The following is a 23,855-nucleotide window of genomic DNA, read 5'->3' on the forward strand; positions in this document are numbered from 1 at the left end:
GTGTGGCCGCGCCGCCCCGCGCGGCTCAGGCCTCGATCCGCACCGGCACGCCCTTGGCCGCCGGCGTCTTCGAGGCCTGGTCATGATACCAGAGCGGGATCAGGGCGTTGCACTCGGGATAATAGCCGCCCAGACAGCCATCGGGCAGCGCGAAGGGCAGCACCTTGAGCCCGCCGACGCGGCGATGCACGCCATCCCCGGCATCGCTCACCAGCGCCACGCGCTGGCCTTCGTGCAGCCCGGCCCGCTCCATCTCGCGCGGATTGATGAGCAGCACGTCGCGCGTGCCCTCGATCCCGCGCAGCCGGTCCGAATAGCCGTAGATGGTGGTGTTGAACTGGTCGTTCGAGCGCATGGTGATCAGCCGGTAGCGGCCCGGCGCGTCGGGCACGCCGATCGATGAGAGCTGCGTCGGCACGGTGAAATCGGCCTTGCCGCTCTTTGTCTTCCACACCCGCTCGCGCGCCGAATTGCCGCGATAGAAGCCGCCCGGGGTGAACATGCGCGCGTTGAAATCGTGGAATTCCTCCGGATAGATGGCGGCGATCTCGTCGCGGATCAGGCCGTAATCGGCGGTCCACTCGGCCCATTTCAGCCGCGGATTGGGCGGCAGCGTGGCCTGCGCCAGACCGGCCACGATCGCCACCTCGGACAGGAGATCGGGGCTCGCCGGGGTGCGCCGGCCGATCGAGCCATGGATGCAGGACAGCGAATCCTCCATCGTCACCGCTTGCGGGCCGGTCGCCTGCTCATCCTCCTCGGTGCGGCCCAGACAGGGCAGGAGATAGGCGACCTCGCCATTGATGAGGTGGCTGCGGTTGAGCTTGGTTGCGATCTGCACCGTCAGCCGCATCTTGGTCCAGGCCGCCTCCATCTGCTCGCGCTCGGGAATGGCGCGGACGAAATTGCCGCCCAGCCCGATAAAGGCCTTCACCTCGCCGCTCAGGATCTTCTCGCAGGCCTTGACGGTGTTGAGCCCCTCCTCGCGCGGCGGCTCGAAGCCATAGCGATCGGCGATCCAGTCGAGCGGCACCAGCTCGGGCTTCTCTGAAATGCCGACGGTGCGCTGGCCCTGGACATTGCTATGGCCGCGCACCGGCGAGACGCCCGTCCCCTCCCGGCCGATATTGCCGCGGAGCAGCAGGAAGTTGACGAGGCAGCCGATGCTCTGCGAGCCATGGACATGCTGGGTCAGCCCCATGCCATAGACGCCGATCACCCGCTCCGCGCCGAGATACACCTCCGCCGCCTCGATCAGCGCGGCGCGGGTCAGGCCCGATTCGGCCTCGATCTCGTCCCAGCTGGTGGCGCGCACCTTCTCGATGAATTCGTCGAAGCCCGTGGTGTGCTGGGCGATGAAATCCACGTCGATGACATGGCGCCGCTCGGCCGCGAAGCGCTTGTCCTCCTCGTCCAGCACATGCTTGCACATGCCGATCAGCGCGGCGATGTCGCCGCCCGCCTTCACCTGATGATATTGGCAGGAGATCTGCGTCGCGTGGCCGCTCAGCATCTCCAGCGGGTTCTGCGGGTTGATGAAGGATTCGAGCCCCTTCTCCCGCACCGGATTGAAGGTGACGATGCGGCAGCCGCGCTTCACCGCCTCCTGCAGCGGGTGGAGGAAGCGCGGGCTGTTCGAGCCGGTGTTCTGGCCGAAGAAGAAGATCGCGTCGCAGCTGTCGAAATCGGAATGGACGCAGGTGCCGACCGGCGAGCCGATCACCTTCTTGAGCCCGACCGAGGTCGTCTCGTGGCACATGTTGGAGCTGTCGGGCAGATTGTTATGGCCATAGACGCGGCCGAACAGCGCGTAGAGATAGGAGGTTTCCAGGCTCGCCCGGCCCGAGGCGTAGAACACCGCCGAGCCGGGATCCAGCGCCTTCAGCTCGGCGCCGATCGCGGTGAAGGCCTCCTCCCAGGAGCAGGGCACATAATGATCCGTGGCGGGATCATAGCGCATCGGATGGGTGAGCCGGCCCTGCTGCTCGAGATCATAATCGCGCCAGCCCTTCAGCTCGGTCACGCTGTGCTGGGCGAAGAATTCGGGGGTGCAGCGGCGCGTGGTCAGCTCCCACAGCGTCGCCTTGGCGCCATTCTCGCAAAATTCGAAGGTGTGCGGATCGGCGGGCTTGGTCCAGGCGCAGCTCACGCACATGAAGCCGCCCGGCTTGTTCTGGCGGCTCAGCGTCTCCAGCGCGGCGGGCGTGGCCCATTCGCGGCCGAACACTTCGACGATGCCGCGCACCGAGCCCCATCCCCCGGTCGAGCCCGAATAATGGATCGTACCGTCCTCGTGCCGTGCCATATCCTGTCTCCTAAGCCGTCCGCCGCCGGGCCCAAGCGCCCGCAAGTGCCGCCCCCGCTAGCCCGATCCCCGCCGCCACCAGCCGATGCCGCTGGGCCAGCGTGTAGAGGCTCGTCTCGCGTGGATGTTCGTGGCGCGAGCGCGTCTCCGCCGTGCCGCCCGCGCGGAACAGCGTGTCGCCCGGCGTGGCGGGCCGCGCCGGATCGAACAGGCCGCGCATCAGAAGCGGCGCCAGCCATTCGATTAGCTGCGGAAAATGGACGCCGATCAGCACATTGGCGCGTCCGGCGCCGCCCACGGTGATGGTTCGCCGGCGATGCGCGGCGGCATCGCAAATCGCTTCGGCGACGAGTTCGGGCGCATAGAGGGGCGGGGGCACCAGCGCCTCGCCCTGCAGCGCGCCCGCGCCGTGATTGGCGGCGTGCTGCGCGATCGGCGTATCGATGCCCGCCGGCTTGATCAGCGTGACCGAGATCGGCACGCCGTCCGCCGCCAGCTCCTGCCGCAGCGCCTCCACATAGGCCTTCACCGCATGTTTGGAGGCGGCATAGGCGCTGAGGATGGGCGCGGGCAGATCCGAGGCGATCGAGCCGATCGTGATCAGCGCCCCGCCCTTGTCCCGCAAATGGCGCACCGCCACCCGGCAGCCTTCGACCATGCCGAAATAATTGGTGTCGAACAGGCGGCGATGCTCGGCCTCGGGCGTATCCAGAAGCTTGGCGTAGATGGCAACACCGGCGCAATTCACCCATGTGTCGATGGTGCCGAACCGCTCCACCGCCGCGTCGGCGGCGCGCGCCAGCTCGCCCGGGCGGGTGACATCGGCCACCGCGAAGGCGGCCTTGCCGCCGGCGGCGGCGATGCGATCCACCGCATGGGCCAGCCCCTCGCGGCTGCGCGCCACCAGCATCACGCGCGCGCCCCGCCGGGCGGCCAGCTCGGCGGTGGCGAGGCCGATGCCGGAACTGGCCCCGGTGATCAGCATCACCTGCTCGGGCACGGGCTTGAGGGCAATACGCATGATCGGCTCCGGCAGGGGCTTTGCCGCAGACAATGTCTGGCGATCCAAAGGGTTCAGCGGATCGGGCCGGATCGCGACCGGCTGCCCAAGAAAAAGCCCCTCCCGCCACGGGGGCGGGAGGGGCCGGAGCGATCGGCGCGTGGGCGCGGCCGATCAGCTGTTCAGATAATCGCCGGCATCGGCGTCGGTGCCGTGACCCGACATGGCGACTTCGCCAAGCGGATCGTTGCCCGTGCCAGCGGCGGCGCGGGCATCGCGGGCCAGCTCCGCCTCATGCTCTTCCACCGCCGAGTTGGGCGCGACGATGGCGGTGGCCAGCGGCCGCTGCTGGGCGCGGAGCGCGGCATCGCGGCTGCTCGCCGCCACCCGCAGCCGGTGCATGCCGGCGCCGGTGCCCGCCGGCACCAGCCGGCCGACGATGACATTCTCCTTGAGGCCGTTGAGGTGATCCACCTTGCCCTGCACCGAAGCCTCGGTGAGCACGCGGGTGGTCTCCTGGAACGAGGCCGCCGAGATGAAGGAGCGCGTCTGGAGCGAGGCCTTGGTGATGCCGAGCAGGATCGGCTTGCCTTCGGCCGGCTGCTTGCCCTCCGCGATCATCTTGCGGTTGAGCGCCTCCATATCCTCCTTCTCGACCTGCTCGCCCGGCAGGAAGGTGGTGTCGCCCGCGACCGTGATCTCGACCTTGAGCAGCATCTGACGAACGATCGTCTCGATATGCTTGTCGTTGATCTTCACGCCCTGCAGTCGGTACACTTCCTGGATTTCCGACACGAGATAGGCCGCCAGCGCCTCGACGCCGAGCACTTCGAGAATGTCGTGCGGATCGGGCGAGCCGCCGATCAGATTGTCGCCCCGGCGGACATGATCGCCCTCCTGAACGTCGATCACCTTGGACTTGGGCACGAGATACTCGACCGGCTCGCCGCCATCGTCCGGACGGATGATGATCTTGCGCTTGGCCTTATAGTCCTTCCCGAACTCGACCCGGCCGGAGATCTTGGCGATGATCGCGTTCTCCTTGGGCTTGCGCGCCTCGAAGAGCTCGGCCACGCGCGGCAGACCGCCGGTGATGTCGCGGGTCTTGGCGGCCTCGCGGCTGACACGGGCCAGCACCTCGCCCGCCTGCACCTGCTGCCCATCCTCGACCGAGAGCATCGCGCCCGGGGCGAGCATGTAGCGCGCCGCCTCGCCCGAATTCTCGTCGAGCAGGGTGAGGCGCGGACGCAGATCCTCCTTGCGCGACGTGGCGCGATACTCCGTCACCACCTTCTGGGCGATGCCGGTGGCCTCGTCGGTCTGCTCGGTGAGCGTCTGGTTCTCGATGAGATCCTGATACTTCACCATGCCGGCCTTCTCGGTGATCACCGGCATCATGAACGGATCCCACTCGGCCAGGCGATCGCCCTTGGAGACGATGTGCCCGTCGGCGAAGAGCAGGTGCGCACCATAGGGGATACGGTGCGTGGCCAGCTCGCGGCCGTCCATGTCGATGATCGCCAGCTCGCCGTTGCGCGCCATGGCGACGCGGCGGCCGCGCGGGTCGACGATCGTCGGCAGGTCGCGGAACTCCATCCGGCCGTCGGCCGGCGCCTCGAGGTTCGACTGCTCGTTGAGCTGCGCCGCGCCGCCGATGTGGAAGGTCCGCATCGTCAGCTGGGTGCCGGGCTCGCCGATCGACTGGGCCGCGATCACGCCCACCGCCTCGCCGATGTTCACCGGCGTACCGCGCGCCAGATCGCGGCCGTAGCAGGTGGCGCAGACGCCGCCCACCGACTCGCAGACCAGCGGCGAGCGGATCTGCACCGCCTGCGGCGCCACCGCCTCGATCCGGGCGACCATCGGCTCGTCGAGCAGCGTGCCCTGCGGGATCACGATCTCGTTGGTCTTGGGATCGACGATGTCCTCGGCCGTGGTGCGGCCCAGGATACGCTCGCCCAGCGAGGCGATGGTGGCGCCGCCCTGCACGATCGCCTTCATCTCCAGGCTGCGCTCGGTGCCGCAATCCTGCTCGACGATGACGCAATCCTGCGACACGTCGACCAGGCGGCGGGTGAGATAGCCCGAGTTGGCCGTCTTCAACGCGGTGTCCGCAAGGCCCTTGCGGGCGCCGTGGGTCGAGTTGAAATATTCAAGGACGGTCAGGCCTTCCTTGAAGTTCGAGATGATCGGCGTCTCGATGATCTCGCCCGAAGGCTTGGCCATCAGGCCGCGCATGCCGGCCAGCTGCTTGATCTGCGCCGCCGAACCACGGGCGCCCGAATGCGCCATCATGTAGATGGCGTTCATCGGCTTCTCGCGCCCGTCATCCTGCTTCTTGACGGCCTGGATCTCCTTCATCATCTCGGCCGCCACGCGATCGCCGCAGCGCGACCAGGCGTCGATCACCTTGTTGTACTTTTCCTGCTGGGTGATCAGGCCGTCCTGATATTGCTGCTCGTAATCCTTCACGAGCGCGCGCGTCTCCTCGACCAGCGGATCCTTCGCCGCCGGGATGACCATGTCGTCCTTGCCGAAGGAAATGCCCGCCTGGAAGGCGTGGCGGAAGCCGAGCGCCATGATCGCGTCGGCGAACAGCACCGTCTCCTTCTGGCCGGTGTGGCGATACACCTCGTCGATGACGTCGCCGATATCCTTCTTGGTCAGCACGCGGTTGACCGTGTCGAACGGCACCTTGTGGCTCTTGGGAAGGCATTCGCCGATCAGCATGCGACCCGGAGTCGTCTCATACCGCTTGAGGTAGGAATTGCCCTGTTCGTCGGTCTGTGGAACGCGGCTGATGATCTTGGTGTGCAGCGTCACCGCCTTGGCGAACAGCGCCTGGTGGATCTCGGTCATGTCCGCCAGCACCGTGCCCTCGCCGGGCTCGCCTTCCTTGGCCAGCGACAGATAGTAGAGACCGAGCACCATGTCCTGCGACGGCACGATGATCGGCTTGCCGTTGGCGGGGCTGAGGATGTTGTTGGTCGACATCATCAGCACGCGCGCTTCCAGCTGCGCCTCGAGGCTCAGCGGCACGTGCACGGCCATCTGGTCGCCGTCGAAATCGGCGTTGAAGGCCGAGCAGACCAGCGGGTGAAGCTGGATCGCCTTGCCCTCGATCAGCACCGGCTCGAAGGCCTGGATGCCGAGGCGGTGGAGCGTCGGCGCGCGGTTCAGCAGCACCGGATGTTCGCGGATCACCTCGTCGAGGATGTCCCAGACTTCCTTGCGCTCCTTCTCGACCCACTTCTTCGCCTGCTTGAGGGTCATGGACAGACCCTTGGCATCGAGACGGGCGTAGATGAACGGCTTGAACAGCTCGAGCGCCATCTTCTTGGGCAGGCCGCACTGGTGCAGCTTGAGTTCCGGACCGGTCACGATCACCGAACGGCCCGAATAGTCGACGCGCTTGCCGAGCAGGTTCTGACGGAACCGGCCCTGCTTGCCCTTGAGCATGTCGGACAGCGACTTGAGCGGACGCTTGTTGGCGCCCGTGATGGTGCGGCCGCGGCGGCCATTGTCGAACAGCGCGTCGACGGCTTCCTGCAGCATGCGCTTCTCGTTGCGGACGATGATGTCCGGCGCGCGCAGCTCCATCAGCCGCTTCAACCGGTTGTTACGGTTGATCACGCGGCGGTAGAGATCGTTCAGGTCCGAAGTCGCGAAGCGGCCGCCGTCCAGCGGCACCAGCGGGCGCAGCTCGGGCGGGATCACCGGCACCACGTCGAGGATCATCCATTCCGGGCGGTTGCCCGAATCGATGAAGCTCTCGACGACCTTGAGCCGCTTGATGATCTTCTTGGGCTTCAGCTCGGACTTGGTCTCGGCCAGTTCCTTCAGCAGCTCGTCGCGCTCGCCCTCGAGATCGAGGTCCATGAGCATCTGCTTCACCGCCTCGGCGCCGATCCCGGCCGAGAAGGCGTCCTCGCCATATTCGTCCTGCGCGGTGAGCAGCTCGTCCTCGGTGAGGAGCTGATATTTCTCGAGCGGGGTCAGGCCCGGCTCGATCACCACATAGGCCTCGAAATAGAGGATGCGCTCCAGCTGCTTGAGCTGCATGTCGAGGAGCAGGCCGATGCGGCTCGGCAGGCTCTTCAGGAACCAGATATGGGCAACCGGCGCGGCCAGCTCGATATGGCCCATGCGCTCGCGGCGGACCTTGGAAACGGTCACCTCCACGCCGCACTTCTCGCAGACGATGCCCTTGTACTTCATCCGCTTGTACTTGCCGCACAGGCACTCGTAATCCTTGATCGGACCGAAGATGCGCGCGCAGAACAGGCCGTCACGCTCGGGCTTGAACGTGCGGTAGTTGATCGTCTCCGGCTTCTTGATCTCGCCGAACGACCAGGAGCGGATGCGCTCCGGGCTGGCGATGCCGATCTTGATCTGATCGAACGTCTCCGGCTTCGCGAGCGGATTGGCGAAATTGGTCATCTCGTTCATGTCAAAATCCCTCTGGGGGTCGGTCTCGGGCGCGGGCGCGGGGGGCGCCGGCCGCCATCAGGCGGCGCGGCGCCCCGCACGGCTCATTCCGCGGCCTGGGCCAGCCCGCTCTCGTCCTCGTCGTTCAGCAGTTCGACATTGAGGCCGAGGCTCCGCATTTCCTTCACGAGCACGTTGAAGCTCTCGGGGATGCCGGCCTCGAACGTGTCGTCGCCCTTGACGATCGCCTCATAGACCTTGGTCCGGCCGACCACGTCGTCCGACTTCACCGTCAGCATCTCCTGCAGCGTGTAGGCGGCGCCATAGGCCTGGAGCGCCCACACCTCCATCTCGCCGAAGCGCTGGCCGCCGAACTGCGCCTTGCCGCCCAGCGGCTGCTGGGTGACGAGGCTGTACGGCCCGATCGAACGCGCGTGGATCTTGTCGTCCACCAGGTGGTGCAGCTTGAGCATGTAGATATAGCCCACCGTCACCTTGCGATCGAAGGCATCGCCGGTGCGGCCGTCGAACAGCTCCACCTGGCCGCTCTCGTCGAGCCCGGCCTTGCGCAGCATCGCCGCCACATCCGCCTCGCGGGCGCCGTCGAACACCGGCGTCGCCATCGGCACGCCATTCTTCAGCAGCTGCGCCATCTCGACGATCTGATCGGGGCTGCGGGCCTCGATCTCGGCGTGATATTGCTCGCCATAGGCGTCCTTCAGCCGCTCGATCACCGGGGTCGGCGCGGTGCCGCCCGTGGCGTCGGGATTGGCCTCGCGCCACGTCTCCAGCGCCTCGGTGATCTGCTTGCCCAGGCCACGCGCGGCCCAGCCCAGATGCGTCTCGAAGATCTGGCCGACATTCATGCGGCTCGGCACGCCGAGCGGGTTGAGCACGATGTCCACGGGCGTGCCGTCGGCGAGGAAGGGCATGTCCTCGGCCGGAAGGATCCGGCTGATGACGCCTTTATTGCCGTGGCGGCCGGCCATCTTGTCGCCGGGCTGGAGCTTGCGCTTCACCGCGACGAACACCTTGACCATCTTGAGCACGCCGGGCGGCAGCTCGTCGCCGCGCTGCAGCTTCTCGACGCGATCCTCGTACCGCTTCTGGAGAACGGTCACGGCCTCGTCATACTGGGTCTTGATCGCCTCGAGATCGGCCTGCACCGCATCGTCGGCCACCGCGAACTTCCACCAGTCGCGCTTCTCGACCTCGAGCAGCATCTCGTTGGTGATCTCGGCGCCCTTGCGGATGCCCTTCGGCCCCGCCGCGACGATCTGCCCCGCCAGCATCGGCTGCAGGCGCGAGAAGGTGGCGCGGTTGAGGATGGCGCGCTCGTCCTCGCGGTCCTTGGCGAGGCGATCGATCTCCTCGCGCTCGATCGCGAGCGCACGCTCGTCCTTGTCGACGCCGTGGCGATTGAACACGCGCACGTCCACCACCGTGCCGGACACGCCCGGCGGCAGCCGCAGCGAGGTGTCGCGCACGTCGCTCGCCTTTTCGCCGAAGATGGCGCGGAGCAGCTTCTCCTCCGGCGTCATCGGCGATTCGCCCTTGGGCGTGATCTTGCCGGCGAGGATATCGCCCGGCTCGACCTCGGCGCCGATATAGACGATGCCCGCCTCGTCGAGGTTGCGCAGCGCCTCCTCGCCGACGTTCGGGATGTCGCGCGTGATGTCCTCCGGCCCGAGCTTGGTGTCGCGGGCCATCACCTCGAACTCGTCGATATGGATCGACGTAAATACGTCGTCCTTCACGATCCGCTCGGAGATCAGGATCGAGTCCTCGTAATTATAGCCGTTCCACGGCATGAAGGCGACGAGCACATTGCGGCCCAGCGCCAGCTCGCCGAACTCGGTCGAGGGGCCGTCGGCGATGATCTCGCCCTTGCGCACCATGTCGCCCACCTTCACCAGCGGGCGCTGGTTGATGCAGGTCGACTGGTTGGAGCGCTGGAACTTCATCAGCGTGTAGATGTCGACGCCCGACTTGCCGGGCTCGACATCCTCGGTCGCGCGGATGACGATGCGGCCGGCATCCACCTGGTCGACGATGCCGGTGCGCTTGGCGCCGATCGCCGCGCCCGAATCGCGCGCCACCGTGCCTTCCATGCCGGTGCCGACGAACGGCGCCTCGGCCCGCACCAGCGGCACCGCCTGGCGCTGCATGTTCGAGCCCATCAGCGCGCGGTTGGCGTCGTCATTCTCGAGGAAGGGAATGAGCGAGGCCGCCACCGACACGAGCTGCTTGGGGCTCACGTCCATCAGCGTGATCTGGTCGCGCATCGCCATCAGGAACTCGCCACCCTCGCGGGCGGAGATCAGCTCCTCGACAAAGCCGCCATCGGCATCAAGCTCGGCATTGGCCTGGGCGATGGTGTGCTTGGCCTCTTCCATGGCAGAGAGGTAGACCACCTCGTTGCTGACCTTGCCGTCGATCACCTTGCGGTACGGCGTCTCGATGAAGCCGTATTTGTTGACGCGGCTGAAGCTGGCCAGCGAGTTGATCAGGCCGATATTCGGGCCTTCGGGCGTCTCGATCGGGCAGATCCGGCCATAATGCGTCGGATGCACGTCGCGCACCTCGAAGCCCGCGCGCTCGCGGGTGAGGCCGCCCGGCCCGAGCGCCGAGACGCGACGCTTGTGCGTCACCTCGGAGAGCGGGTTGGTCTGGTCCATGAACTGGCTGAGCTGCGACGAGCCGAAGAACTCGCGCACCGCCGCCACCGCCGGCTTGGCGTTGATCAGGTCGTTGGGCATGACGGTCGACACGTCGACCGAGGACATGCGCTCCTTCACCGCGCGCTCCATGCGGAGCAGGCCGACGCGATACTGGTTCTCGAGCAGCTCGCCCACCGAGCGGACGCGGCGGTTGCCGAGATTGTCGATATCGTCGATCTCGCCCTTGCCGTCCTTCAGGTCGACCAGCGTCTTCACCACCGCGAGAATGTCCTCGGTGCGGAGCGTGGTGACGGTATCCGGGCAATCCAGATCGAGGCGCATGTTGAGCTTCACCCGGCCCACGGCCGAGAGATCGTAGCGCTCGGGATCGAAGAACAGGCCGCCGAACAGCGCCTCGGCCGTCTCCTTCGTCGGCGGCTCGCCGGGGCGCATCACGCGGTAAATCTCGGACAGCGCATGATCGCGCTCCTCGACCTTGTCGGCCTTGAGCGTGTTGCGGATCCACGGACCGGTCGAGACATGGTCGATGTCGAGCAGCGCCAGCGATTCGAGGCCGGTAGCGTCGAGCTTGGCGAGATTCTCCTCGGTGACCTCGTCGCCGGCCTCGATATAGATCTCGCCGGTCTGCTCGTTGATGAGATCATAGGCCGAATAGCGGCCGAAGATTTCCTCGGTGGGGATCAGCAGCGTGGCAAGCCCGTCCTTGCCCGCCTTGTTGGCGGCGCGCGGGCTGATCTTGGTGCCGGCCGGGAACACGACCTCGCCGGTCTCCGCGTTCACCACGTCGAACATCGGCTTCTGGCCGCGCCAATTCTCCGCGACGAACGGCACCTTCCAGCCGCCCTCGCCACGCACATAGGTCTGCGTCTTGTAGAATTGGTTGAGGATCTCCTCGCCGCTCAGGCCCAGGGCATAGAGCAGCGTGGTGACCGGCAGCTTGCGCTTACGATCGATGCGGACGTTGACGATGTCCTTGGCGTCGAACTCGAAATCGAGCCAGGAGCCGCGATAGGGGATGACCCGCGCGGCGAAGAGATATTTGCCGCTGGCATGGGTCTTGCCGCGATCATGGTCGAACAGCACGCCCGGCGACCGGTGCATCTGGCTGACGATCACGCGCTCGGTGCCGTTGATGATGAAGGTGCCGTTCTCCGTCATGAGCGGCATGTCGCCCATGTAGACGTCCTGCTCCTTGATATCGATGAGCGACTTGATGCCCGTCTCGGGATCGACGTCGAACGACTGGAGCGACAGCTTGACCTTCATCGGCGCGGCGAAGGTGATGCCGCGCTGGCGGCACTCGTCCACGTCGAACTTGGGCTGCTCGAGCTCATAGCCCTCGATGCCCAGCTTGGCGGTGCCGGCGAAATCCTCGATCGGGAACACGCTGCGCAGCGTCTTCTCCAGGCCCGAGACATAGCCGATCGAGGGATCGGAGCGCAGGAACTGCTCGTAGCTCTCGCGCTGCACCTCGATAAGGTTCGGCATCTGCACGACTTCGTGGATGTTGCCGAACACCTTACGGATGCGCTTGGTAGCGCCGCTGCCGGTGCTGGTCTCGGGGGGAAGGGGCTTGGTCGCCATGGAACGTCCGTCCTCGCAGTTCGTCACGTGCGAAGCGCCTCGCAGCGCTTCCGCAGCCGGCGTGAAGGCGTCGCCCCCACGCAAAAAAGTGCGGTCCCCGGCTGTCGGAACCGCACTGCTGCACTCTTGCTACCCGCGCTCCCCTCCCATTCGTCGCGGCCCGTTGCGCAAGGCGGGCCGTGTCCCGAAGGGGAAGCGGGCGGCCGCACACGCGCGCGAGGCGAGCGAACGGCCACTGATTTCGGATCACCCCCATATAGCGAGTCATCCGGCGAAGAAAAGGGGCCTTCGCACGGCCCGTGCTTGGAGCCCCGGCCGCGGCGCGATAGGGCGGCGGCTTTGACGGAGTATCCCATGGCCAAGCCGATCCTGCTCGAAATCCCGCATCAGCTCGGCAAGGCCGAAGCCAAGCGCCGCATGGACGCGCGCGTCGACGAGGTCGGCACGCTCGTGCCCGGCGGCGCGCAGGTGACGCACCATTGGAGCGGGCCCGACAGCATGACGGTCTCGATCGCCGCCATGGGCCAGACGGTGACGGCCGAGATGGCGGTGGAAGAGGCGCTGGTGCGCGTCGCCGTCACCCTGCCGCTGATGCTGGGCATGATGGCGGGCCCGATCACCGAGCTGGTGCGCAGCAGCACCACCCGGCTGCTCGCCCCCTGAAGGCGGCGCCCGCGCGCGCCCGCATGCCGGGCGACCCGTTCCGGGCCGCGCGCCAACGAAAAGGGGCGACCCGTCGCCGGGCCGCGCGCCAACGAAAAGGGGCGACCCGTTGCCGGGCCGCCCCCTCGCGGTAAACCGATCGCCCGAAGGCGAAGGGACTTACTTCAGCTCGACGGTCGCGCCGGCGTCCTCGAGCTGCTTCTTGATCTTCTCGGCCTCGTCCTTCGACGCGCCTTCCTTCACCGGCTTGGGCGCGCCCTCGACGAGCGCCTTCGCCTCGGTCAGGCCGAGACCGGTGATCGCGCGGACTTCCTTGATCACGTTGATCTTCTTGCCACCGTCGCCGGTGAGGATCACGTCGAACTCGGTCTTCTCTTCGGCGGCCGGGGCACCGGCGCCGGCGCCGGCCGGAGCCGCAACCGCAACGGCGGCGGCGGCGGACACGCCCCAATGCTCCTCGAGCATCTTCGAGAGCTCGGCGGCCTCGAGGACGGTGAGCGCGGACAGGTCGTCGACGATCTTCTGCAGGTCAGCCATTGATAATCTCCATGCGTGGGGCGCGCGCGCCCCAAAGGGTCTTCAGTACAGGGTAGCGGGGTGGCCTTAGGCCGCCTCGTCCTTCTTCGCGTAGGCGGCGAACACGCGGGCAAGCTGCCCGGCGGGCGCCTGAACGATCTGCACCACCTTGGTCGCGGGGGCCTGCACGAGGCCCACGATCTTGGCGCGCAGCTCGTCGAGCGACGGCAGTTCGGCAAGCGCCTTCACGCCGTTCACGTCGAGGACGGTATCCCCCATCGCGCCGCCGACGATTTCCAACTTGTCGTTGGTCTTCGCGAAATCGACGACGGCCTTGGCGGCCGCCACCGGATCGGCGGAGGTCGAGAGCGCGGTCGGGCCGGTCAGCAGATCGCTGATCGCGGCATAGGACGTGCCCTCGGCGGCGATGCGGGCGAGGCGGTTCTTGGCAACCTTGTAGCTGGCGCCGGCTTCGCGCATCTTCGCCCGAAGCGCAGTGGACTGCGCGACGGTGAGCCCGAGATTGCGGGTGATGACCACCACGCCGCTCTCGGAGAAGGTACGGTTCAGTTCGGCGACCAGCTCGGACTTCTGAGCTCGATCCATGCCAATCTCCACTCACGGTACCGGCGGCCACATGCCGCCGGCGCATTGAGCCACGGTCCGGTACGCCGGCCCGTGACCCGTCCGGGGGGATTGTCATCGGCGCGCGCAGCTTCTGCACGGCAGACCCGGGCGCCATCGCACTGACTGGCCCGGCAAAACATGTCCCCGCCTATGCAGCCGAATTAAGGGGCCGATGCCCCAGCTGCAGTCTCGGACGGTCCACGGCCCGCCCCCGAAAGGGGACGGGCCGAGTCGGTTGGGGCCTATAGCCCCGAACAGCGGTCCCGTCACCCCCGAAAGGGCGACGGGCGATGATCAGGCGCCGAGTTCGGCGGTGTCCACCTTCACGCCCGGGCCCATCGTCGAGGAGATGGCGATCTTCTTGACGTACTTGCCCTTGGCGCCCGAGGGCTTGGCGCGCACCAGCGCATCCAGCAGCGCGTCGAAATTGGCGCGCAGATCCTCGGCCGGGAAGCTGGCCTTGCCGATGCCGCTGTGGATGATGCCCGCCTTCTCGACGCGATATTCCACCTGGCCACCCTTGGCGGCCTTCACCGCCTCGGCCACGTTCATCGTCACCGTGCCGAGCTTCGGGTTCGGCATCAGGCCCTTGGGGCCGAGCACCTTACCGAGCCGGCCGACCAGGCCCATCATGTCCGGGGTGGCGATGCAGCGATCGAACTCGATGCTGCCGCCCTGGACGGTCTCGAGCAGATCCTCGGCGCCCACCACGTCCGCGCCGGCGGCGCGCGCCTCATCGGCCTTGGCGCCGCGCGCGAACACGCCGACGCGCACCGTCTTGCCGGTGCCCTTGGGCAGGGTGACGACGCCGCGCACCATCTGGTCCGCATGGCGGGGATCGACGCCGAGATTGACGGCGACCTCGATCGTCTCGTCGAACTTCGAGGTGGCGTGGCTCTTGGCCAGGCCGATCGCCTCGTCGATGCCGTGCAGCTTGGTCGCGTCGACGGCGCTCGCCATCGCCTTGGCCTTCTTGGTCAGCTTGGCCATGGATCAGCCCTCCACCACTTCGAGGCCCATCGCGCGGGCCGAGCCTTCGATCGTCCGCGTCGCCGACTCGATGTCGTTCGCGTTGAGATCCTTCATCTTCATCTGCGCGATCTCGGCCAGCTGCGAGCGCTTGATGGTGCCCGCGCTGGTCTTGCCCGGCTCCTTCGAGCCCGACTTGAGCCCGGCCGCCTTCTTGATCAGGAAGCTGGCGGGCGGCGTCTTAGTGATGAAGGAGAAGCTGCGATCCGCATAGACGGTGATCACCGTCGGGATCGGCATGCCCTTTTCCAGCTCGGTGGTGGCGGCGTTGAACGCCTTGCAGAATTCCATGATGTTGACGCCGCGCTGACCCAGCGCCGGGCCGATTGGCGGCGACGGGTTGGCGGCGCCGGCGGCGACCTGCAGCTTGATGTAACCGGTAATCTTCTTCGCCATTTGATCCTCCTAATGGCTTAGCGGTAGTGGCGGCCCGAAGGCCTCCCGCGCACGATGAGCCCTGATGGCGCCGATCCCGGGGCTGGCGGCTCGCTCCGCCCCGTATCCCCGGCCCTGTAAGGCCGGAGCGGCGCCATGGATTATTTGACCCGCTCGACCTGCTCGAACTCCAGCTCGACCGGGGTGGCGCGGCCGAAGATCGACACCGCCACCTTGACCCGGGAGCGATCGAAATCCAGCTCCTCGACCAGGCCGTTGAACGAGGCGAAGGGGCCGTCCAGCACCTTCACCTGATCGCCGATGTCGAAATCCACCTTCACCTTGGTCTTGGGCGCGGCGACGGCGGCCTCCTCCTTGGTGTTGAGGATGCGCGCGGCCTCCGCCTCGCTGATCGGCTGCGGCTTGCCGCTGGCGCCGAGGAAGCCCGTCACCTTGGGCGTGTTGCGCACCAGGTGATAGACATCGTCGTTCATGCTCAGCTTGGCCAGCACATAGCCGGGGAAGAATTTACGGTCGCTCGTCACCTTCTTGCCGCGGCGGACCTCGGTGACCTTCTCGGTCGGCACCTCGATCGCCTCGACCAGCTGCTCGAGACCAAGCCGCGACGCATCCGCGAGAATGGCTTCCTTCACCTTGTTCTCGAAGCCGGAATAGGCGTGAATGATGTACCAGCGCGACATGGGTATGCGATATCCTCGTGGTCGTGTCCGCCCCGTCGATCAGCCGAATCAGCCGATCAGCGAGAGCAGATATTTGACGATGAGATTGAAGACCTGGTCGACGCCGAAGAAGAAGAGCGCGAGGATGGTCGTCATCACCACCACCATCACCGCGGTCGTCAGCGTCTCGCGCCGGGTGGGCCAGGCGACGCGCGCCGTCTCGGCCTTCACCTGATTGACGAACTCGGGGATGGCGCGCACCGCGCCGCCGAGGCCCTGCTCTTCCGTCGACCGTGCCGCCACTTGTCCGTCCAATCCAACGCCAATCGAGGCCGCAGGCACCTCCCGCCTTTGGGCGGCGCCCCGACCTCAAACCTCTCTGCTTCCGCCCCGGCCCGCCACCGCGAAGGTGGCAGGAGTGGAGGGACTCGAACCCCCGGCCCTCGGTTTTGGAGACCGATGCTCTACCAACTGAGCTACACTCCTCCGGGTCGGGAGCGGAGGCGTGCATAGCGGGGCCCGGCGCGGTAGGCAAGCGCTCTCGCGCCGGCCCGCGCCGGCCGCCGATCAGGCGACCGCCTGCGCCGATCCGCTGATCTGCGCCATGCGCCGCGCGCTCTCCGCGCTGAGCGGCTGCCCCACCTGCCAGCCCTGGATGCGCCGGCAGCCCAGATCCTGCATCCGGTCGTAATCGGCGCGCGTCTCCGCCCCCTCGGCGACCGTCGCCATGCCGAGCGACTTCGCCAGGGTGACGATGGCGCGCACCATCGCGACGCTCTCGGGCGAGCCGATGCTCACGCCGCGCACGAAGCTGCGATCGATCTTGAGGCTGGAGAAGCGGCCCTTGCGCAAAATGCTGCTCTGCTGGCCGGTGCCGAAATCGGCCAGGACGAGGCGGACCCCCAGCGAGCGGATGCGATCGATCACCGCCGCCATCGCCGCGCCGCCGCGCATCACCACATCCTCCGCCACCTCCAGCTCGAGCCGGTCGGGCGCGAGGCCGGAATGCGACAGGGCGGCGATGATGGTGGCGGTGAGCTGGGGATCCTTGAGCTGCGCCGCCGCCATGTTCACCGAGATGCGGATCGGCGCGGGCCAGCTCGCCGCCTCGCGCGCGGCGCTGTGCATCACCCAGTCGCCGATCCGGCCGATCAGCCGCGCCTCCTCGGCGATGGGGATGAAGACATCGGGCGAGATCGGCCCGAGCTCGGGATGGCTCCAGCGCAGCAGCGCCTCGAACCCCGCCAGCTCGCCGCTGTCGGCCTCGACGATCGGCTGATAGGCGAGCCGCAGCTCGCCCCGCTCGATCGCCTCGCGCAGCCCGGCCTCGATCCGGCGGCGATTCTCGGCGGCGGCGTGGAGCTGGGGCTCGTAGCGGCGATGCACGCCGCGCCCGTCATCCTTGGCGCGATACAGAGCGAGATCGGCGTTGCGCAGCAGGGTCTCGACCGTGCGGCCGTCGCGCGGCGCGGTGGCCGAGCCGACGCTGGCGCCGATATGCAGCCGGTGGCCGTCAATGTCATAGGGGGCGGAGAGGGTGGTGACGATGGTCTCGGCCAGCGCCTCCACCCGGTCGCGATCGCTCGCGTCGGGCACCACCACGGCGAATTCGTCGCCGCCCAGCCGCCCGCACACATCCTCGTCCGACGCCAGCCGGCGCAGCCGCTCGGCCACCTCGATCAGCAGCCGGTCGCCGATCGGATGGCCCAGCGTGTCGTTGATCTGCTTGAAGCGATCGAGATCGATCAGCATCAGCGTGGAGCGCCGGCCATTCTGATGGCCGACCCGCAGTGCCTCGCCCAGCGCCTCGATCACATGGGCGCGGTTGGCGAGGCTGGTGAGCGCGTCGAACCGGGCCATGCGGTCCATCCGCTCGGCCGAGCGGTGCCGCTCGGTCACGTCCGAGCCGACACCCCAGAAGCCGATCAGCGTGCCGCGGGAATCGCGCCGAGGGGCGGCGGAAAGGCTCCACCAGCGCTTTTCCCCGGCGATGGTGACGGGCAGGATCAGATCGCGGAACGCCTCGCGGTGGAGCAGCCGGTCCGCGAATTCGCGCACCGCCGGCGCCACCCGGCCCTCGGCCCATCCCTCGCCCGCGAGCAGCTCGACCAGCGACTGGCCCTCCAGAAGCTCGGGCGCGCGGCCGAAGCGCGCCGCCAGCCGCGGCCCCACCGCGATCAGCCGGCGCGCCTCGTCGGTGCGCCACAGCCAGTCCGAGCCCGATTCCTCGAACTCGCGCAGCAACAGGCTGATCGTCTGATCCTTTTCGTCGAGGGTCTGCTCGGCGAGGAGGCGCCGCACCAGCGTGCGGGCGGTCGCCATCAGCGTCGCGGCGCAGGCGAAGGTGAAAAGAAGCTGCGCGGCGGCCAGCAACAGCCCGCCGTCGAGGAGCGCGGCGGCCATGCCCCCGGCCCCGGCGAGCAGAAGAAAGGCGAGGCCGGCCAATGGATTGGCGGCGGCGACCAGGGCGGTGCCGGCCATCACCGCGCCCGCGAGCATCAGCACCGGCGCGGCGGCGGCATCGCGCCCCGCGAACAGTGCCAGGCCATAGGCCCAGAGCAGCCCGAGCATCAGCCCGCCCAGCGTGCCGCCGTCGCGGCCCAGCTCGGGCATGCGGCGGGGGCGGCGCGCGCGGGCGCTCGCCAGCAGAATGGCGGTCAGCGCCACCAGCGCGGCCCAGCCCAGCAGCAGCGGACCCGATGCCGTGCCCAGGCGTGCGGCCACCACGCCCAGTGCTGCGAGCCCATGGCCCAGCAGCCAGAGCGGCCGCCGGCCCTCCGCCACGCGCGCTCGCGCCTCGGCAAGGCTCCTGTCCGGGCGCGCGCCCGCCCCGGGGAGCCCGAGGATCGAAGCCCAGGACGTGGCATCGCGGAGGGAGGGTTGGTCGGACACGGCTGGGAGCCTAGCGGCCATATCTTACCGGGCCGTAAGCGTCGGCCGCGGGGGACCCCGCGGCGCCGCCGCCTAAGGGCAGGCGCCGGGCATCGGCATAGGCCAGGTGCACCCGCGCCTGCCCGCGCCCAAGCGCCACGAAATCCAGCGGAATGCTGGCCGCGCCGCCGCAGCCCTCGAGCCGCCAGGCCTCGCGCCAGCCGCCGGTGGCGCGGATGCCGTGGCGGCGCGGCGCCAGCCCCGGATCGATCGCGACGATATGGCCGTCGGTGCGGCGCGCGTCCGGGCAGCCGTGCGGCAGCAGCGTGGCGGCGGCGGCGCGCGCCATCGGCAGCGCCTCGGCCACCAGGCTCGGCCAGGCGAGGCCCGCGCCGCGCGCAAAGGGGGCGAGATCGAGCCCGCCGTCGCTTCGTGCGATCAGGCGGAGCTGGAGAAGCGGGCCGCAGCCCCCCGCCACCACCACCCAGCCGCCGCGCGCGCCCTGCGTCAGGATCGCGGCGAGGAGGCCGGGATCGCCCGCCGCCGGCCACGCCGCGATCGGCCGGGGCGGCGCGGGGCAGCGCGCGGCGCGGCCGATCGCGGCCAGCGCGGGCGCCAGCCGTGCCGGCGCGGGAAAGCGGAAGCGCGCCTCGCGCGCCGTCAGCGCGCGGTCGGCGGCGGTATCGGCGGGCGCCGCCGCCGCCAACCCCAGGGCCAGCAGCGGCGCCGCCGCGATCAAGCGGCGATGTCGTAAGGCTGGATTTCGCCCGACAGATAGAGGCTGCGCGCCTTGGCCCGGCTGAGCTTGCCCGAGCTGGTGCGCGGCAGGGTGCGCGGGGGCACCAGCTCCACCACGCAGTTCATGCCGGTGATCGCGCGCACTTTTTCGCGGATCAGTTCGCGCAGCCGCGCGCGCTCGGCGGTGTCGGAGGTGCGGCACTGCACCAGCACCGCCGGCGTCTCCTCGCCGCCCGGCGTGGTGATGGCGAAGGCCGCGATGTCCCCGGCCTTGAAGCCCGGCAGCTGCTCCACCGCCCATTCAATGTCCTGCGGCCAGTGATTGCGCCCGTTGATGATGATCATGTCCTTGGCGCGGCCGACGATATAGATGTAGCCGTCCGACAGATAGCCCATGTCGCCGGTATCGAGCCAGCCATCGACGAGGCACGCCTCGGTGGCGGCGGCGTCGCGGAAATAGCCCGTCATCAGCGAGCCGCCCGCGCACCAGACCTTGCCGATCGCCTTTTCCGGGAGCGGCGTGCCGTCCTCCTCGCGGATCTCGATGCGCATCCCGCGCACCGGCTTGCCGCAATTGACGATGGCGCGGTAGCGCTGCGGCCGGTGCGCGGCGATGTCGCCGCCCGACAGCTGCGTCTCCTCGACCAGCTCGACGACGATGCCCTCGCCCGGCGGCATGATCGAGACCGCCAGCGTCGCCTCGGCGAGGCCGTAGCTGGGGGTGAAGGCCTCGGCGCGGAAGCCGGCGGGCGCGAAGGCATCGACAAAGGCCTGCATCACGTCGGGGCGGATCATGTCCGCGCCATTGCCCGCGAGCCGCCAGCGCGACAGATCGAACCGCCCGGCGACATCGGATTGCGAGCCGATCCGGCGCGCGCAGATATCGTAGCCGAAGGTCGGCGAATAGGAGAGGGTGTTGCCCTGGTTGCGGGTGATGAGATCCAGCCAGGCCAGCGGGCGCCGCGCGAAATCCTCGGTTTTGAGATAGTCGGTCGAGACTTGGTTGGCGACCGGCGAGAGGAAGCAGCCGACCAGCCCCATGTCGTGATACCAGGGCAGCCAGGAGACGCAGCGATCGTCATTGGCCACGTTCATGCCGTGGCCGTGCGCGGCGAGATTGTCGAGCAGCGCGCGATGGGTGATCGCCACGCCATGCGGAAAGCGCGTCGATCCGCTGGAATATTGCAGATAGGCGATGTCGTCGGGCCGCGCCTGGGGCAGCGGGCCCACCGGCGCCGGCCGCGTGACGAACGCCTCATAATCCTCGCCGGCCACGCCCCCCGCCGCCGCCGCCGCGCCCGCCATCGAGGCGAGCTCGAGCGGATAGAGCAGCAGCTTGGGATCGGCGCTGGCGAGCTGCACCGAAAGCTGGTCGATATAGGATTCGCGGCCGCCGAAGCTGGTCGGCAGCGGCAGCGGCACGGGCCAGGCGCCGGCATAGATGGCGCCGAAGAAGAGCGCCGCGAAATCCGGCCCCGTCTCCGCGACCAGCGCGACGCGATCGCCGCCGCGGATGCCCGCCGCGATCAGCCGGTGCGCATGGGCCAGCGCATCGGCGCGCAGCTCGGCATAGGGATAGGCGCGCACCAGCGTGCCGCGCGCATCGTGGAAATTGAGCCCGCGCACGCCTTCGGCGGCATAATCGAGCGCTTCGCCCAGCGTGGCGAAATCACCCAGCCGCTTGGGCAGCCTGTCCTGCGTCGGCGTGGGCGACAAAGCGGTTTCGGCCTTGGCAACGCGATTCGTGGTGCTGGCAGTGCTCTCAACCTCGTGGCGCACCGACGGCATCTCCTCAAACTAATTCGACCGGGCGTGATAGACGCACACGGCGCATGATCCAACTGGCTATCGTTAGCGATATGCGAACGTTCTAATTCCGGCCCGACTGTGGCACAAACGTGGCGCGTGACCGCCTTCCGCCCGAAAAAAGCGCCCGAACCGCTCACCGCCGCCACGCTGGAGCGGCTCGCGCTCGCCTATGTCGGCCGCTATGCCACCAGCCGCGTCAAGCTGGAACGTTATCTTGCGCGCAAGATCGCCGAGCGCGGCTGGGAGGGGGCCACGCCGCCCGATCCGCACGCGCTCGCCGCGCGGCTGGCGGGGCTCGGCTATGTCGACGATGCCGCGCTGGCGGCGGCGCGGGGCCGCGCGCTGGCGCGGCGCGGCCTCGGCGCGCGGCGGCTCGGCGTCGCGCTGGACGGGCTCGGCATCGCCGGCGAGGACCGCGCCGAGGCGCTGGAAGAGGCGCGGCGCCACGCCTGGGAGACGGCGCTGCGCTATGCCGAGCGGCGCCGGCTCGGGCCCTTCGCGCCCGGCCCGGTCGATCCGGCGGCGCGGCGGCGCGGGGTGGCGGCGATGCTGCGCGCGGGCCATGCGCCCGATCATGTGCGCGCGATCATGGAGTCGCATCCCGGAACTGTACCGCAACGAGACGAAAACTGAACCTCCGCACTTTCACGGAATGTTCGGTTTGCCGACGATTCGCGTAGCATTCATCCTCGGACACCCTGTGGGGGAATGGGGGATGCAGAGTAATGTGCAGGCGCGCGAGGATCGGAGCCATGGGGATGGCTTTGGTCGCATCGCCGCGGCCCTGCCCGGAACGGGGCTGGCCAAAAGCGTGGCGTCAGGGGCCGAGGAGTCCGGGATCGATGCCGCGGCCGACGCCGCCGATGGCCTGGTGCCGCTCGAGGATGGGGAGGAGGCCGTCGCCGTCACCGGCGCGGTCAAGTGGTTCGATGCCACGCGGGGCTTCGGTTTCCTGGTCGACGATCATGGCCAGGGCGATGTGCTGATCCACTTCTCGGTGCTGCGTCCGCACAACCGCCGCAGCCTGCCCGAGGGCGCGCGCGCCAGCTGCATGGCGGTGCGACGCGATCGCGGCCTCCAGGCGCGCGAGGTGCTGAGCTTCGATCTCTCCACCGCCACCGGCCCCGATCTCGAAGCCGCGGTGCGCCGCGCCTCCAGCCATGTCGATCCGCTGCCGCTGCTCGAGGCGGCCGGCGAGCCCGAGAAGGTCCGGGTGAAGTGGTTCAACCGGCTCAAAGGCTATGGCTTTCTGATGCGCGAAAATGATTGCGCCGATATTTTCGTGCACATGGAAACGGTGCGGCGCGCCGGCCTGGCCGATCTCCAGCCCGAGCAGGCGCTCACCGCGCGCATCGCCGCCGGGCCGAAAGGGCCGCTGGCGGTGCAGATCCTGCTCGATTGAGACAGGCGGGGCGGGCGCGACTCGTCGGCCGCCCCTTGCCGCCGCTTCGGCGCCACGCTAAGCGCAGACCATGGGATTTCTGGCCAGCATCTTCACCTGGTGGAACGGCGCCACCTTCGGCACCCGCCGTTTCACCAAGCGGCACGGCAAGTCCGTCGGCAAGGATCCGGCGGGCAACGCCTATTATCAGGGCGGCGTCGATGTCTATGGCAAGCCGCGCCGCTGGGTCATCTATGCCGGCTCCAACGATGCCAGCGTGGTGCCGCCGGAATGGCATGCCTGGCTCCACGGCCAGCTGGCGGACGTGCCGGATGCCGTGCTGCCGCCCGCCCGTCCCTGGCAAAAGCCCTATGACATGAACGTCACCGGCACCAACCGCGCCTATCGTCCCGCCGGCGCGCTGGAGGCGGGCGGCAAGCGCGCCGCCGCCACCGGCGACTATGAGGCCTGGAGCCCCGACGCGGCATGAAATCCGCGCTCAAGGAGCATGGCGCCGAGGCCGTGATCGGTCTCGTCGTCGTGATCGTCGCCATCTGGTTCGTCATCTATGCGTGGCAGCGCACGGGCGGCGGCACGGCGCGCGGCGGCATCACCGTCACCGCGCAATTCCAGAATGCCAGCGGCATCGGCATCGGCACCGACGTCCGCGTTGCGGGCATGAAGGTCGGCGCGGTCGTCGCCCAGTCGCTCGATCCCAAAAGCTATATGGCGAACATCACGCTGGCGCTCGATCCCAAGACGCGGATCCCGGCCGACAGCAGCGCCGCCATCACCTCGCAGGGCATTCTCGGCGGCAGCTATATCGCGCTGATCCCGGGCGGCGATACCACCCCGCTGAAGAGCGGCGATACCATCATCGATACGCAAGGGTCGCTGGATCTCACCAGCCTGATCGGCCAGTTCGTCAACAAGTCCGGCGGCAGCAGCAGCAGCAGCGGCGGCAGCGCCGGCGCGGCGGGCGCCCCCGCCAAGGCCGACGCGACCACCAGCCCCACGCCGTGACGCGCGGCGCGCTGGCGGCCGCGCTGCTGGCCGGCGCGGGCCTGATCGCGCTGGGCGGCGTCGCCGCGCTGCAAACCGTGCCGGACGAGCGGCCCGCGCTGCCGCTGGCCGAGCAGGGCGCCGGCGATGCGGCCGATGCCGCGCC

At 68.5% G+C, this 23,855-nt stretch carries 18 protein-coding genes and 1 tRNA gene; 5 read left to right on the forward strand and 14 right to left on the reverse strand.

Annotated elements, in window-relative coordinates:
* Positions 1–25: 25 nt before the first annotated feature.
* From LHA26_RS08275 to rpoB, 4 genes are all read right to left on the reverse strand, one after another.
* The gene (locus LHA26_RS08275) at positions 26–2,305 is read right to left on the reverse strand and encodes an FdhF/YdeP family oxidoreductase (RefSeq protein WP_252168236.1); all 2,280 of its coding nucleotides are present in this window, start codon (positions 2,303–2,305) and stop codon (positions 26–28) included.
* A gap of 10 nt (positions 2,306–2,315) precedes the next feature.
* A complete protein-coding gene (locus tag LHA26_RS08280; RefSeq protein ID WP_252168237.1) occupies positions 2,316–3,326 on the reverse strand; it encodes an SDR family oxidoreductase in 1,011 nt (336 codons plus the stop codon).
* A gap of 153 nt (positions 3,327–3,479) precedes the next feature.
* Positions 3,480–7,754: a DNA-directed RNA polymerase subunit beta' gene (rpoC, locus tag LHA26_RS08285; RefSeq protein ID WP_252168238.1), complete on the reverse strand. Its 4,275-nt coding sequence runs from the start codon at positions 7,752–7,754 to the stop codon at positions 3,480–3,482.
* An 83-nt stretch (positions 7,755–7,837) separates the two neighbouring features.
* Complete coding sequence (gene rpoB / locus LHA26_RS08290) at positions 7,838–11,998, reverse strand: DNA-directed RNA polymerase subunit beta (RefSeq protein ID WP_252168239.1); 4,161 nt, start codon at positions 11,996–11,998, stop codon at positions 7,838–7,840.
* A gap of 354 nt (positions 11,999–12,352) precedes the next feature.
* Here rpoB and LHA26_RS08295 point away from each other — a divergent pair, with 354 nt between their 5' ends.
* Positions 12,353–12,661 (forward strand): polyhydroxyalkanoic acid system family protein, encoded by a 309-nt coding sequence (locus LHA26_RS08295; protein WP_252168240.1) that lies wholly within the window; start codon positions 12,353–12,355, stop codon positions 12,659–12,661.
* A 159-nt stretch (positions 12,662–12,820) separates the two neighbouring features.
* Here LHA26_RS08295 and rplL read toward each other — a convergent pair whose 3' ends face one another.
* The 10 genes from rplL to LHA26_RS08345 all read right to left on the reverse strand — a co-directional run bounded on the left by rplL (position 12,821) and on the right by LHA26_RS08345 (position 21,213).
* A complete protein-coding gene (rplL, locus tag LHA26_RS08300; protein ID WP_252168241.1) occupies positions 12,821–13,198 on the reverse strand; it encodes a 50S ribosomal protein L7/L12 in 378 nt (125 codons plus the stop codon).
* 66 nt (positions 13,199–13,264) lie between these two features.
* Entirely contained in the window at positions 13,265–13,783 is a 519-nt protein-coding gene (gene rplJ, locus LHA26_RS08305; protein WP_252168324.1) for a 50S ribosomal protein L10, read from the reverse strand.
* A 315-nt stretch (positions 13,784–14,098) separates the two neighbouring features.
* The gene (gene rplA / locus LHA26_RS08310; protein WP_252168242.1) at positions 14,099–14,794 is read right to left on the reverse strand and encodes a 50S ribosomal protein L1; all 696 of its coding nucleotides are present in this window, start codon (positions 14,792–14,794) and stop codon (positions 14,099–14,101) included.
* 3 nt (positions 14,795–14,797) lie between these two features.
* Positions 14,798–15,229, reverse strand: coding sequence for a 50S ribosomal protein L11 (gene rplK / locus LHA26_RS08315; RefSeq protein WP_252168243.1), 432 nt, complete (start codon positions 15,227–15,229; stop codon positions 14,798–14,800).
* A 140-nt stretch (positions 15,230–15,369) separates the two neighbouring features.
* Positions 15,370–15,909 (reverse strand): transcription termination/antitermination protein NusG, encoded by a 540-nt coding sequence (nusG, locus tag LHA26_RS08320; RefSeq protein ID WP_252168244.1) that lies wholly within the window; start codon positions 15,907–15,909, stop codon positions 15,370–15,372.
* A 48-nt stretch (positions 15,910–15,957) separates the two neighbouring features.
* Positions 15,958–16,191, reverse strand: a complete 234-nt coding sequence (gene secE / locus LHA26_RS08325; protein WP_252168245.1) for a preprotein translocase subunit SecE — start codon at positions 16,189–16,191, stop codon at positions 15,958–15,960.
* Positions 16,192–16,298: 107 nt separating this feature from the next.
* Positions 16,299–16,374, reverse strand: a tRNA-Trp gene (locus LHA26_RS08330).
* An 81-nt stretch (positions 16,375–16,455) separates the two neighbouring features.
* Positions 16,456–18,672, reverse strand: coding sequence for a putative bifunctional diguanylate cyclase/phosphodiesterase (locus tag LHA26_RS08335; protein ID WP_252168246.1), 2,217 nt, complete (start codon positions 18,670–18,672; stop codon positions 16,456–16,458).
* Between the two features lie 118 nt (positions 18,673–18,790).
* Positions 18,791–19,498, reverse strand: a complete 708-nt coding sequence (locus LHA26_RS08340; protein WP_252168247.1) for a hypothetical protein — start codon at positions 19,496–19,498, stop codon at positions 18,791–18,793.
* Positions 19,495–21,213, reverse strand: coding sequence for a fatty acyl-AMP ligase (locus tag LHA26_RS08345; protein ID WP_252168325.1), 1,719 nt, complete (start codon positions 21,211–21,213; stop codon positions 19,495–19,497). The genes LHA26_RS08340 and LHA26_RS08345 overlap by 4 nt, the downstream gene beginning before the upstream one ends.
* Positions 21,214–21,402: 189 nt before the next feature.
* On the opposite strand from LHA26_RS08345, the gene LHA26_RS08350 reads away from it, so the two are divergent.
* The 4 genes from LHA26_RS08350 to mlaD all read left to right on the forward strand — a co-directional run bounded on the left by LHA26_RS08350 (position 21,403) and on the right by mlaD (position 23,710).
* Complete coding sequence (locus tag LHA26_RS08350; RefSeq protein WP_252168248.1) at positions 21,403–21,939, forward strand: regulatory protein RecX; 537 nt, start codon at positions 21,403–21,405, stop codon at positions 21,937–21,939.
* Positions 21,940–22,021: 82 nt separating this feature from the next.
* Positions 22,022–22,708, forward strand: coding sequence for a cold-shock protein (locus tag LHA26_RS08355; RefSeq protein WP_367890745.1), 687 nt, complete (start codon positions 22,022–22,024; stop codon positions 22,706–22,708).
* 70 nt (positions 22,709–22,778) lie between these two features.
* Positions 22,779–23,177 (forward strand): NADH:ubiquinone oxidoreductase subunit NDUFA12, encoded by a 399-nt coding sequence (locus LHA26_RS08360; protein WP_252168249.1) that lies wholly within the window; start codon positions 22,779–22,781, stop codon positions 23,175–23,177.
* Positions 23,174–23,710, forward strand: a complete 537-nt coding sequence (mlaD, locus tag LHA26_RS08365) for an outer membrane lipid asymmetry maintenance protein MlaD (RefSeq protein ID WP_252168250.1) — start codon at positions 23,174–23,176, stop codon at positions 23,708–23,710. Before LHA26_RS08360 ends, mlaD begins: the two co-directional genes overlap by 4 nt.
* The last annotated feature ends 145 nt before the right edge of the window (positions 23,711–23,855 follow it).

Source organism: Sphingomonas morindae (genome assembly GCF_023822065.1).
Taxonomy (GTDB): domain Bacteria; phylum Pseudomonadota; class Alphaproteobacteria; order Sphingomonadales; family Sphingomonadaceae; genus Solisphingomonas; species Solisphingomonas morindae.